10 protein-coding genes are annotated in these 12,074 nt (G+C 66.4%); 1 reads left to right on the top strand and 9 read right to left on the bottom strand.

The genetic code is table 11. The annotated features are described in order from the left end of the window. Positions 1 to 208 precede the first annotated feature (208 nt). Genes ACQP1O_RS19285 through ACQP1O_RS19275 form a run of 3 tightly spaced genes read right to left on the bottom strand, consistent with a single transcriptional unit; the run spans position 209 to position 1,885 of the window. Positions 209 to 1,048 carry a helix-turn-helix domain-containing protein gene (locus ACQP1O_RS19285; RefSeq protein WP_433567135.1) on the bottom strand — a complete coding sequence of 280 codons (840 nt, stop codon included), beginning with the start codon at positions 1,046 to 1,048 and terminating at the stop codon, positions 209 to 211. Next, positions 1,045 to 1,581, bottom strand: a complete 537-nt coding sequence (locus ACQP1O_RS19280) for a DUF6879 family protein (RefSeq protein WP_433567134.1) — start codon at positions 1,579 to 1,581, stop codon at positions 1,045 to 1,047. Before ACQP1O_RS19280 ends, ACQP1O_RS19285 begins: the two co-directional genes overlap by 4 nt. Continuing rightward, the gene (locus ACQP1O_RS19275; RefSeq protein ID WP_433567133.1) at positions 1,559 to 1,885 is read right to left on the bottom strand and encodes a hypothetical protein; all 327 of its coding nucleotides are present in this window, start codon (positions 1,883 to 1,885) and stop codon (positions 1,559 to 1,561) included. The genes ACQP1O_RS19280 and ACQP1O_RS19275 overlap by 23 nt, the downstream gene beginning before the upstream one ends. 209 nt (positions 1,886 to 2,094) lie before the next feature. On the opposite strand from ACQP1O_RS19275, the gene ACQP1O_RS19270 reads away from it, so the two are divergent. Continuing rightward, a complete protein-coding gene (locus ACQP1O_RS19270) occupies positions 2,095 to 2,598 on the top strand; it encodes a hypothetical protein (RefSeq protein WP_433567132.1) in 504 nt (167 codons plus the stop codon). A 677-nt stretch (positions 2,599 to 3,275) separates the two neighbouring features. Here ACQP1O_RS19270 and ACQP1O_RS19265 read toward each other — a convergent pair. From ACQP1O_RS19265 to ACQP1O_RS19240, 6 genes are all read right to left on the bottom strand, one after another. Next, positions 3,276 to 3,605 (bottom strand): hypothetical protein, encoded by a 330-nt coding sequence (locus ACQP1O_RS19265; RefSeq protein ID WP_433567131.1) that lies wholly within the window; start codon positions 3,603 to 3,605, stop codon positions 3,276 to 3,278. A gap of 333 nt (positions 3,606 to 3,938) precedes the next feature. Next, positions 3,939 to 4,424 (bottom strand): hypothetical protein, encoded by a 486-nt coding sequence (locus tag ACQP1O_RS19260; protein ID WP_433567130.1) that lies wholly within the window; start codon positions 4,422 to 4,424, stop codon positions 3,939 to 3,941. 594 nt (positions 4,425 to 5,018) lie between these two features. Beyond that, entirely contained in the window at positions 5,019 to 8,531 is a 3,513-nt protein-coding gene (gene car / locus ACQP1O_RS19255; protein ID WP_433567129.1) for a carboxylic acid reductase, read from the bottom strand. Between the two features lie 467 nt (positions 8,532 to 8,998). Next, on the bottom strand, positions 8,999 to 9,202 hold the full coding sequence (locus ACQP1O_RS19250) for a hypothetical protein (RefSeq protein ID WP_433567128.1): 204 nt from the start codon (positions 9,200 to 9,202) through the stop codon (positions 8,999 to 9,001). Positions 9,203 to 9,453: 251 nt separating this feature from the next. Next, entirely contained in the window at positions 9,454 to 10,716 is a 1,263-nt protein-coding gene (locus tag ACQP1O_RS19245) for a glycosyltransferase (RefSeq protein WP_433567127.1), read from the bottom strand. Between the two features lie 3 nt (positions 10,717 to 10,719). Further along, a complete protein-coding gene (locus ACQP1O_RS19240; protein ID WP_433567126.1) occupies positions 10,720 to 12,024 on the bottom strand; it encodes a glycosyltransferase in 1,305 nt (434 codons plus the stop codon). Positions 12,025 to 12,074: the final 50 nt, after the last annotated feature.

Below are 12,074 nucleotides of genomic sequence, written 5' to 3'. Positions count from 1 at the left end.
AGTGTCGCGGAACAGATCAGCCGAACCGAGGGCGGACCTCGGTCAGTAGTGGCCCAAGTCGATCTGCCGTGCGTTGTCTGCGCACGGAATTCTCGGTGTGCGACAGCGTCTATCGGAGCGGGGCGGCGGCCGAGATCGTGGCTGCGCGGTTGCACCAGCTCGCCGAAGCCGTGCGTCCGGTCGACGACGAGGATCTCGCCGAGCGGATCTAGTCGGCGCGTCGGCTCTCCAGTGCTGCGTCGACCAGTGCACGAGCCGCGCTGCCGTAGACCGCTTGCGCCTGGAGCGCCTTCCACACGCGCTCGTACAAGCTCAGTTCGGCCGCTGTGACAACCGTCAGTTCCGCGCTGATGGTTTCGATCAGAGCGAGCCGGTTGTCGAACAGGTCGAATGACGTTGTGATGTATGTGAATTCGGCATCTCTGGGAACGATGCCGAACAGCACGCGAGGAATGTCGAATGCCGAATCGAGCAGGAAGCGCAGTTGGTCGGCCATCACGCCAGCGTTTCCGACCGTGGTGTACAGGGCCGACTCGTCGGCAAGCAGGATGAATCGGTGCCGCGGCTTGCGCAGTACTTGTTGCCGTTCCATCCGCGCCGCAAGAGCCTCGTCGAGATCGTCAGGGGTACCGAGGAACCGAATGCACTGAGCCAGAACGGCACGCGCGTAACTCTCGGTTTGGAGCAGGCCCGGCAACACGACCGGCGCGTAGGTGCGTTGCAGCGACGCGCGGCTTTCGATGTCGACTTGCCGGCGTTGCCGACGAGTGTGGCCGGCCGCGGCGATCCTTTTCCACTCCGACCATTGCGCTTGGACGTTGCGCAAGCTGGCGAGCAGATCGGGCAGGGCCAGGCGCGCGTCGCAGATCTCACACCAGGTTTCGAGGTCGGCCTCGCTGGGCGTCTGCCTGCCGAGCTCGATACGGCTCGTCTTGGATTTGTGCCATCCTGCCGCAGCGCTGAGCTGGACGGCGTCGAGGCGAGCATCCTTGCGGAGCTCGCGCAGACGCGCGCCCAACGCAGCGCGTGCGCGCAATACCTCGGTCACGTCGTGGAGTGTCCCAGGTATTCGGCATACGGAGTTGCGGCCCGCCAGACACGATCTCGGATCTCGACTGCATTCGCGACGATCACCGCGTCCTCGGTGACTGCCCCGCCGACCCAGATTCCGCGGGCATCGAACAGGCTGTAGGCGACCGTGCGGTCGTCGAGTAGCCAGAAGTCCTCGGTGTTCGCGTCAATGGGTGCGGCGTTGTTCCGTGCCAGGTAGCGCACGTCCTCACCCGCGGCGATGTTGTAGCGGGTGAGGGCGAGCAGGTAGCGGGTATAGGCGGTGTGCGGTTGGGTGATGATCCGCGCGCGCTGGACGGCCACGCCGCGCCCGACCATCCGCCCGACCTGATCGGTCCACGGGGTGAACCAGTCGCCGCCAGGGTCGGTGGACTCATCAGCGAGAAATGCCTTCAGCGAGGCGGTTTCGGAATCGGCGCGGTAGTCGTCGTGCGTTTCCAGGTGGAACGCACGAGTTTTCGCCTCGTCGAGCAGGCGGTCGAAATCCTCACCCCCGAGGACCTGGCGCATCGGGGGTCACCACCTGCGAGACGGGGACCTCGACGGCGGTCTCGTGAGCGGGAATCTTCATGATCCCCAGGGCTTCCGGGTCTGTCATGGGTGTGCCGGACAGCAGGAACGTTCCGTGTCCGGTGTCCTGCAAACCCGACAGGCACGTACCGGGTTGCGCATAGCGCAGCAGGCCGTGCGGGATCTCGATTCGATTGGCGTGCTGGGTCTTCCAACCCTGCACGGCGAAGGTGTTGCGATCGGTCAGATACAGGCGCGGGGAACCCTGGCCACCAGAGTCGCCGCCGAGGAACTCGACATGCATGGTGAGACCTTGCTCGATCGGTTGCGTGGAAGGCTTCAAATCTTCCCAGCTCACCGCGATGAGAGTCAATGAATTGCGCAACTTGGCGGAACTCCATGGCTGCGCAACAGCGCGCAACCCTACCGTCCTGGTAGGCACTCGGGGCGGTGGGCGTCGTCCCGGCCTCGAGTCGCCCCCAACGACGACGAGACCACGACAAGGGGCGGACAGTGACAGACGCGCCGGAACCAGACGACTACCCGGACCCTCTAGCGGAAGTGCTCGAGCAGGCAAAGGCCCTCGCGCGACCAGACAAGGCCGTGATCTACATCTTCCGTCCGTTGCTCACCACGAAAGCGGATCTGGACTGGACCGAGTTCTATGCCCGGCAGCGAGCCCACGCGTTGGGTCTGCGGGTTGCTCGGGTGCTCGCGGTGGACAATTCGAACCAGGATCGCATGGGGATGCTCTGCCGGCTGCTCCGTCAGCTCGACTGCGCGGTCGTGATCACTCCCAGCTTGGCGCATGTGGGCGGAAACCCCAGGCGCGTAACGGCGTTCGCGGAACTTCAGACGGTCGACCCGGCCCAGTGTCATCACTGGCGCACCCGAGTCCCCCGCTACGAGTTGGACGAAGCGCTGGCGCTGGAAACCCAAGACCATTCCGATGCTCAGGCCTCGGAAGGAGGTGCCTATAGCGACAGCATTCAGGACATCATGACGCAGCGCCGGTAGCTCAATTCCCGCGTTGCTCCACAGGAAGGCCCTCGACCGGGTGTCTCTTCGGTTGCGCCGCAAACCTACTGAAGTCCCACCACTTGAACCGGGGGTCTTTCGATATCCGCGGGGCCCGCACGGCGAGCTGACAATGCGTGCCCGAATCATCCGTATTCGCACCCCGCGAGCGGCCGTCAGCTGTACTCGCGGCACGTTCACCGAGGGGACCATACGAGAGCCACTGTCGCACTAACGTTCACGTTTTCCGCCCTGCCGCTCGCCGGTTGCGGGACTGCCGACGACAAGCCCCACGCCGCGCCGAGCTCGCCGCCTGCCAGCACGACAACGGCCGCGGCCACCACCGCGCCGCCAGTGACGACAACCGCGTCGTCGTCCACCGCAGCGGCCGCGGATCCGGCGGCCTGCTATCCCACGTGACCTTCCGCGTTACTGGACCTCATGAGCCGTGTCGCTCAGGCCAGACCGCCGTGAGTTGAGCACGAAGAGTCCTTGCTGGAAGGTTCGCCTCCGATCGATCTCGGCTCGAAGAGCGGTGAACTCCGCCAGAGGCCCCCGCGCTTCGTCGTCAGGCATCCGACTGCCCCCCCGGATCGAAATCTCTTGCCCTACAGCAGATGCTAAGCCTGCTGACACAAGCAGAACCACGCTTCGAACAAGAACCCCGCAGCCCAGATTCAGTCAGACTCGGGGGCAGTTCCCTCCTCGCGCCGCTGGCGGATCTGTTCACCTTCCCGCAGTATCTGATCGAGCTTCGCCTGGGCGCGGTCCTGCTCGAACTGCCGGCGGATCCGTTCAGTTGACCACAGCATCTCATTGAGCTCCGCCCGGGAGCGACGCGCCTCCTTCTGCGACACCACAAACCCGGCCGCCAGGCCGGCCACCATGAGAAACACACCTGGCCAGACCAGCCACAGCGGCCAAGCCTGCCACCACACAACAAGATCCAGGATTACCCCGCCGACCCACGCTGCCAGCATCGACACAAACAACAATCGCGCCGCCATCGCCCCCCGATCCGCGCAAACTTCGACTTCCCCCACCGTACGCCCGCGCCCCCTCCTCACGCACAGCCGAACATGAAACCACCAGCGCGACAACAGCACCCGCGATTCACGAACAAGGTCAACCGGTCTCAACGGAGCCAGGTCCGCCACCGGCTCGGGGTTCCGGTGGTAATCGCTGAAAATCCGACGAAGTTCGCGTAGCGGCCGGCCTTGCAGCCGGATCAGGCCGACCGGCCTGCACGGGCCGATCCTCGTTGATGACCTTCACGGCCACGAATGGCCGGCGGCCAGCCGGCGTCGCGCTTCGCCGATCTCGCCGTCGGGTGGGCGAATTCAGTACTGGTCCTGGCCGTGCGCGAGCGGATTCGGCTCGGATTCATCCGCCGCGATCGCGTGCCCTGTTGCCGGGACCACACACAAAACGAGAATCAGCAGACTCACCAGGATCGGGACGAACAAATAGTCGAAACCACTGTTCAACAGTTGCACGATGCTCGCGATCAGCCCCACCCCGGACGCAACGATCACCAGGACTCGGCCCGCGGTCTTTTCCGCCAGCAGCAAGAACCCGCCAACATGCCAGACCAGGCCGATGGCCACGGCGACGATCCCCATCATGATGTGGTTGGTGTACTGGCCAATCTCGACTGATGACGATTCGCGGGCGCTATCTTCGAAGCTGAACGCTACATAGAGGATCCACACGATCCCGGCGATTCCGGTCAGCAGACCGAAGATCAGCGCGATGAAAGCCGCGGTGACCGCGGTCGCCCGCAGGTCGGGCTTCGGCAACTCCGGTTGACCATGGCGGTCTTTCATAGCCCCATACCCTTCTCGTTTCGCGCGAACCTACCGTGCGGTCACGTGCGGGCAGCAGCGATCGGGCGATGTGTCAGATGATTTCGGTGCGACAAACGCAGTACTCGACGTCTCGACGCAGCCAGGCGTGCCCCGTTCGACGGACGGTGCTGCCTCGATGATTTCGTACAGTCCGGGCATGACAGAGCCTCAACCACCCGACCCGACTCGCCCTCGACGGCGATGCCTCGATCCGATCGGCGGAGGAGTCACCCACTCCCGTAGGCGACACCTGACCGTTGATGACAGAGGAAAGCCACGGTTCGGTAACTCAATGGTGCAGCATCGCGCGGTCGCCTTCGATGGAAAGCGGGTCTCTTCCCAGCCGGCAAGCGTGAGCGAGGTTCCCGAGAATGACGATCGTAATCGGTACCTGGACAACAGATTTGGATACGGGTTACGGCGAAGCACGCACGACAGTAACGGCGAAACACGTACGAACAGAACGGCAGAATGCGTAACACAGGGCCGGCATTGCGCCGAACGAGGGCGCCGGTAGCCGGTCGGAATTCACATCGATGGGGACCAGCTGACCGACCTGGTCCTCCTCTGGGATCAGAGGAGCTTCAGCAGGTGCAGGTCGTCGACGTACTTGTGGACAAGGGCGCGGGAAAGGTGGGGGATGTCGGCGTCGGGGCCGAGATTGGCCTGCTGCACGGCGACACGGAAGAGATCGGCGGGGAGGACGGAGCCTCGGGTGGGTTCGGCGGGGGTGCGGTAGGCGTCCAGAAGCGGGAGGACGGATTGCTGGCGCTGCTGCTGGGGTAGGGCCAGCAGGGCGCTCTCGAAGCGGGACAGCCATTCGCCGTAGTCGTCGATGCGCTGGACGGGGTGGCCCTCGTCGATGAGCCAGTCGACGAACTGGTCCAGGGAGATGCCGTCGTCGTAGGGGTTCAGGACGTCGAAGCTCTGATAGCCGCTGGTGGCGCGGCCGCCGAGGGTGACGATCGCCTCGGCGGTGAAGTCTGCAGGCAGGCCGTCGTAGTGCGCCCGCTGCCGATGGCCGCCGGAGTCGGTGCGGTAGAACGACTTCGGCGCCACGCCGGTCACCAGGATGCTGAGGAGCAGCCGGGTGAACATGTCGGTCACGTTGAGCTGCCCGGCGTAATAGCTGTGCGCGAGGATCATGTCGGAGCGGAATACCGCCACCGGCAGCCCGAACCGCTCCTGCGCGTCCCGTAGCAGCACCTCGCCGGCCCACTTGCTGTTGCCGTAGCCGTTGGCGTAACTGCTGTCGAGTATCCGCTCCGGGCTCATCTCGCGGATGTCGCCGTCCTCGGCGAACCTCCCGGGCGGTACCTGGCCGGCCACCGCCACCGAGGACAGGTACGTGACCGGCTTGCGCCTGCCGGTCAGGGCCAGCCGGATCACCTCCGCGGTGCCGACGACGTTGGGGCCGAACAGCTGGTCGTAGGGCAGCACGTGGTTCACCAGCGCGGCGGGATGCACGACCATGTCGGCGGTGTCCGCCAGCCGCTGCCAATCCTTTTCCGTCAGACCGAGATTCGGGTAGCCGATATCGCCGGGTAGCACCTGCAGCCGGCGTTCGGACAGCTCCCGATAATGCCGTAACAGCGCCGGATCGCCCGAGTCGAACACCGCGTCCAGCCGCGCACGCGCCGCGTCCGCGTCCTTGCCGCGGATGATGCAGACCAGGGCGCCGTCGACGGCGTCCAGCCGCTCGAGCCAGCGCAGGCACAGGAACCGGCCCAGGTATCCGTTGGCGCCGGTGAGCAGCACGGTCCGCGGCGTCGTGACCGCCGCCGGCAGCGCCGGCGCGGCCGTCAGAGTGGCGGCGTCGATGAATTTCTCCAGTGTGAGGTCGGCGGCGCGGATCCGGTCGCCGGTGCCGTGCACCGAGACCGCGGTCGCGCGCCGCCCCGCGGTAACCCGCTCCTCCTCGATGTATCCGGCCAGCTGTTGCAGATCGACCGCGGGACTGACGATCACGCCGACGGGCACCTGTATCCCGAAGATCTCCTGCAGCAGGTTGGACAGCGACAGTGCCGACAGCGAATCGCCGCCGAGATCGCCGAAATGCGAGTCGGGCCGGATATCGGCGTCGGCGCAGCCCAGCAGCGCCCGCACCGCCCGGTGCACGATCTCCGGCACCGGTCGGTCACCGATACCGCTTCGCAACGCGGTCAATTCGTCGGTCTGCTGCCGCTCCAGCTCTTGGTAGAGTTCCTCCAGCCGCTCCCCGTAGCGCTGCTTCAGCTTGGGCCGCAACAGTTTTCCGACACCGGACAGTAGCCCTTCGGCGCGGGTGAACGGGCGCGTCTCGATGATGATGTCACGCGGTATCTCGTAGGAGGCCAGCCCGGCATTCTGCGCGATCTTCTGCAGCGACTGCAGGACGGCGGCCTTCAGATCGTCCGGATGCGCATGCAGCGCCTCATCGGTGGGCACCACCACCGCGAGCACGTAGGCGCGCTCGCTGGAGCCGTACACGTAGATCTGCCGGACCAGCGCGCTGATCGCGTATACGGCCTCGAGCTGGGACACGGCGACGAATTCGCCCTGCGAGAGCTTCAGCACGTTGTTCCGCCGGTCCACATACACCAGTTCGTCGGGGCTGATCTCGGCCATGATGTCGCCGGTGCGGTAGAAGCCATCGGCGTCGAACATCTCCGCGCTGAGCTCGGGCCGCTTGTAGTACCCAGGGAACATCGTCATCGTCTTCACCAGCAACTCGCCGCGCGGATGCGGCCGGTCGTCGTGGTGGTAGCCGAGTTCGGGTACGTCGGCGAGCTTGTAGTCCAGCACCTGGGGTCGGTGAATGTGGTTGTCCCGCATGATGCCTCCGGCCTCGGTGGAACCGTACCCGTCGTGCAGCGGTAGTTCGAACACGGACTCGATGAAGGCCCGCGTCTCCGCGGACAGCGGCGCGGTCCCGCAACTCATCGCCAGCACGCGGCCACCGAACTGCCGCTCCCGCAGGTCGATTCGCACCTCACGCTCGGCGGTGGTACGGTCGGCGCCGTCCGCGACGCGCTGTTCCACCTCGCTGACGAACTCCTGGAATACCAGATCGCACACCCGCGGCACGAAGGACACCTCGGTGGGCCGCACCAGCGCGAAATCGTCGAACAGGGTGGACATGTGGCTGCCGGCGGTGAAATACGCGGTGCCACCACGCATCAGCGTGCTGACCACCTGCATCCGCCCCGCCAGATGGCTCTGTGGCATGTAGTTGAGCTCGATCGCGGGCAGCGGAATGCCATCGGCTCCGAAGCGGGTACGCCACATCGCGGCCAGCATCTGCTCGGTATACATCGCGCCCTTCGGGGTGCCGGTGCTGCCGGAGGTATAGATGAGCATGGACAGCGGATTCTCGCCGGCGGCGGGCACGAACAACGGGGCGGGAGACAGGCTGCGGCCTCGGTCGAGCACGGTGTTCAGCTCGGCCACCACGATGGGAATGTCGGCCTGCGCCAGGCGGCGGCGGGCGCCCTCCATGGCGGCACGGTCGTTGTCGTCGTCGGGGTGGTAGTCGAAGACCAGCAGTTGCTGCGGAGCGGCGGTTCCGGCGAGCACCGCGTCCACGGCCCCGTCGAGCATCTCCGGGCTGCTGGCGAGCACCCGCGGGGAGGTCTCGGCGAGGATCGCCGCCCACTGCGCGGGCGTCGCGCTCACCTGCAGTGGCACCGATACCGCGCCCTGCCGGGTGCAGGCGAGGTCGACCGTGATGTAGCCGGGGCTGGTGAAACCGAGGATCGCGACGAAGTCACCGGCACGCACCGGATGCTGCGGGTCTCGGTGCCATGCGGCGGCCAGCGCGCCCACCTGCGACCACAATTCCCGGTAGGTCATGGTGTCGAAGCGCGGCAACAGCCGACGGACCCGGTGCCCGGCGGCGTCGGTGCCGAGTTCGGTACCGCGCATGCCCAAGGCCGGCCTGTCGGCATACCCGGCCGCGACGGTGTCGATCATCTGGGCCAGTCGCAGACCGGGCCGCGCGGCGGCGGCGATGACCTCCTCCGACGGCATGGCATCGCGCACCTGCTGGTCGGTGAAGACCTGGTCGATGCGGTGCTGCTGTTCGGTTTCCCACGTATGCGTCGCCATGGCCGGTCTCCCAGGGTCGTTGGACGGACTACAACTAGAGAAAACCTCTGGCAAATTGAAAGTCTAATTCCGCGCCTCCGGCGCGCGCCACGATCACGGTGGACTGGGCGAATACACAGCGATATCGCGGGCTTGTGGTCACCGACGCAATCGCGGGTACGTGGCGACGCCGCACCATCAGGCTGATACGCGCCGAACTGAGCGAGGTCGCGTCAGAGAGCTGGAACACTACCAGCACACCAATGCCATTCTCGCAAATCTTCGGCAACTCGTCCCGGACGACGAGACATCGCCGAACTGCCGCAACGTTCCTCGCGGAGCAATCACCTGCCCAGCGAGGTTCACCCCGTTCGAAAAGTGGTGGGTATCAGGGAGATCCGCAGCAATGCCGACGCTCTCTTCGACGAGGGCGGTCGGCTGACGGCCTTGTACCCGGGTCAGCCTCTCCATCGGCCCTTCCAGTTCAATCAGGACGGCCTGCGCACGGATCCGGTGAGCTTTCCGGTGTGGTGCGGTCGGCGGGCCGGGGCGAGCCGGTGGCCGAGGGGCAAGCCGACGTGCTCACCGGGCAGCAATTCTTCCCCCACGGTTAAGTGCGCCGAACCCGATACAAGACCATTCAGCGGTTCGATCAGAATCACTTCCGCGCCCGGTTCGACCAGGCCGAGCACGGCGGCGCGGGTCGTAGTGGCTGCCCAGACCTCGCGCGCGGTCGGCCACGATGGCCTCGCGCAGGGCGAGTTCACCGTTCGAGGGCGGATAGTGGCTCAGGCCACCGGATATCGCCGAGCGGGCCCGTTCGAGCATCGCGGGCGGGGCGTCGTAGTCGGGGCAGTCCTGGCCGAGGTCGACGGCTGTGCCTGCGCCAAGTGGGAGATCTCGACGAAAACCGAAGCGGTGTAGGGCCGCAACCGTTCGACCATCAACTCGACACTTGCCACCTGCCCGTTCGGATTCGTCCGGGAATACCAACCTCGAGGGCCGCGGTGTAGACCGAGACGAGGTCGCCGAGATGATGCGATTGGCGGGGCGTATCGGCGTGGGTGGCGAGGGCTGCGCGCAGGGCGGCGAGCTGAATCCGGTTGTGGGCCTGGGCGGTCGCGGCGAACGATTCGGGTGCGGGGTCCGGGGTGAGCAGGCCGCCCGCGGCCGGGATGGTTTCGGCGAGATCCGGATCGCAGTAGAGGATCGGGAGGGTCATGGCCATGGCTTCGAGCAGGACCATGCCCTGGGTGTCGCAGTCGGAGGTGAGCAGCAGCAGGTCGTGGTCACGCATGGCGGTCATGCAGGTGGCCTGGTCGACTTCGCCGTGAAGGTGAACGCGGTCGGACAGGTTCGCCTCGGCGATCGCGGTACGGGCGCGATCGGACAGCGGGCCGCTGCCGTAGATGTCGAGTGTGCAGTTCTCGACGAGGCGGGCCACCTCGATGGCTTCGAGGGGACGCTTCTCCGGGGAGAGACGACCGCACCAGAGCAGGCGCAACGGCCCGTCCTGGGGAGCCGGGGTTTGCGCCTCGCCGGTGCGGAGACGATCGATCAGTGCGTCGTCGATTCCGTTGGAAGCCACATGGATCGGGCGATCCACACCGCGCGTCCTCAGGCGGCGGGCGAAATGGTGGGTGGGGACGATGACGTGGTCCGCGGCTTGGGCATGGGCGATGAGCGGTCGCCACGCCAGCCGCGCGGTGCGGTTGTCACCGGTGTAGACCGGTTGTCGTCGCAGCGGTAGGAACCAGCCGTGCAGCAGCCGCATGGACAGGGCGGCGAAATATGGTGTCGGTGAATACTTTTCGATCATCGCGTCGTCGCGGCTCTGCATGGTTTGGACGATCGGGACGCCGTGGCGACGGGCTGCCCGGATGCCCGCGATCCCGCCGCCATAGGTGGTCAGCACGTGCACCAGGTGGATGGGACCACGCTCGTCGAAGGCGGCGTCGATCAGTCGCCGATTGGCTCGGGTCGGCAGGACCAGCGGCAGGCCATTGGACATCGAGAGCCGAACCGGCCGCAGGATCACCGTGTCCGGATCATCGGACTCGAATCCCGGTGCGGGAGGACAGAATACGGTCACCCGGTGACCGAGGGCGCGCAGACCGGCGCACAGCGACCGCATGGCGGTCTGGACACCGCCCAGCGTCGCCGGATGGAAATCGGTGAAGAGCGCGACGTGAATGGATTCGGCCATGGTTCAGGACCCGTGGACATCGGCCGACCCGGCCGGGACGAGTCGCTCCACGGCGTCGGCCGCGGCCCGGATGCCGTTCTCGGCGGAGACTCGGCGGCCGAGTTCCGCGGCCCGATCGCGCGCCTCGGGCGTCAGGGTCCGCACCAGCGCCTCGTACAGGCGGTTCTCGGTCAGCGACGGGTACGGGAAGTCGTCGCCGATGCCGAGCGCGGAAATCCGCCAGCCATAGAAGAATTGGTCGCTGTGCACCCCGATGACAACGGCGGGCAGCCCGGCGCGCAGCACATCGTGGGTGTTGCCGCTGCCGCCGTGATGCACGACCGCGCGGCAGCGCGGCAGCACGCGGTCGTAGTCGAAGGAGTCCAGCACGTACAGTTGCCGGTCGTAGCCGATGCCGCGCGGGTAGCCGTCGCCCTTCACCGTCACCAGGGCGCGCGCCCCGAGCCTGCGGCAGACGGCGGCGATCAGGTCGCAGCTGCCGACCGGATCCAGGATCGGCATGCCGGTGAGGCAGAAGTAGATCGGCGGCTCGCCCTCGTCGAGCCAGTCCGACAGCGTCGGATCGACCTCCGCCTCGCCCCACGCGCCGCGCAGCTGCTCCGGCAGGATCGGCGCGCCGACGACGACCGAGCGCTCCGGCCAGTCCGCGGGTTTGGGCAGCAGCACCGGACTCACCATGTGCACCAATGGGATCGCGTCCTCTCGCATGCGCCGAAACGGGTTGCGGGGCGCGCCGGGCAGGCCCATCAGGGCGCGCACCCGCCGATCCATCTGGCGATAGGCAACACCGTAGGCGATTTCGAAGGCCGTGTAGGTGGCCAGCCGCAGCCGCCGCGAGGCGATCATGCGCTTGGCCATGAACGAGGACGGGAATTCCGCGGTGCGCTCGAGCGGGTACGGCAGTCCGCCGATCACCGGCTGCCCGGTCTTCTCGCGGCGCTCCATGGCCCACGGCAGGGTGGAGGCGCAGGATACGATCACGTCGGCGGATTCGCAGGCGTCGTTGAGAACCTGCACCATCTGCTCGCCCCGCTCCCCCGCCATGATCTTGACCGTATCCCGCATGATCTGCAGGAACGGCAGCGGATTGCCCGAGGACAGACCGCGTTTGGCGGCGGGCGACTCCAGCAGTTCGGCCGAGTTGAACGGGATGACGTGCGGCTCGAAGCCGGAGCGCCGAACCACGTCGGCGTAGTTCTCGGTGGCGGTGATCTCGACGTGGTGGCCGCGGGAGCGGAATTCGTCGGCCAGCGCCAGGTAGGGCTGGTGGTCGCCGCGGGTTCCGGCCGTCAACAAGGCGATACGCATACTCTCGACTTTCGTTCGGAAATCTGCTGTGAAGCAACCGCATTCAACAT

It is taken from the genome of Nocardia sp. CA-151230, assembly GCF_050942175.1.
Taxonomy (GTDB): domain Bacteria; phylum Actinomycetota; class Actinomycetes; order Mycobacteriales; family Mycobacteriaceae; genus Nocardia.
This window is presented reverse-complemented; position numbering and strand designations above follow the sequence as displayed.

Coding starts and splice junctions, on each gene's coding strand:
- ACQP1O_RS19260 (WP_433567130.1), bottom strand. CDS start 4,424: ATGAAAGACCGCCATGGTCAACCGGAGTTGCCGAAGCCCGACCTGCGG.
- ACQP1O_RS19245 (WP_433567127.1), bottom strand. CDS start 10,716: ATGGCCGAATCCATTCACGTCGCGCTCTTCACCGATTTCCATCCGGCG.
- ACQP1O_RS19275 (WP_433567133.1), bottom strand. CDS start 1,885: ATGCATGTCGAGTTCCTCGGCGGCGACTCTGGTGGCCAGGGTTCCCCG.
- ACQP1O_RS19240 (WP_433567126.1), bottom strand. CDS start 12,024: ATGCGTATCGCCTTGTTGACGGCCGGAACCCGCGGCGACCACCAGCCC.
- ACQP1O_RS19265 (WP_433567131.1), bottom strand. CDS start 3,605: ATGGCGGCGCGATTGTTGTTTGTGTCGATGCTGGCAGCGTGGGTCGGC.
- car (WP_433567129.1), bottom strand. CDS start 8,531: ATGGCGACGCATACGTGGGAAACCGAACAGCAGCACCGCATCGACCAG.
- ACQP1O_RS19280 (WP_433567134.1), bottom strand. CDS start 1,581: ATGCGCCAGGTCCTCGGGGGTGAGGATTTCGACCGCCTGCTCGACGAG.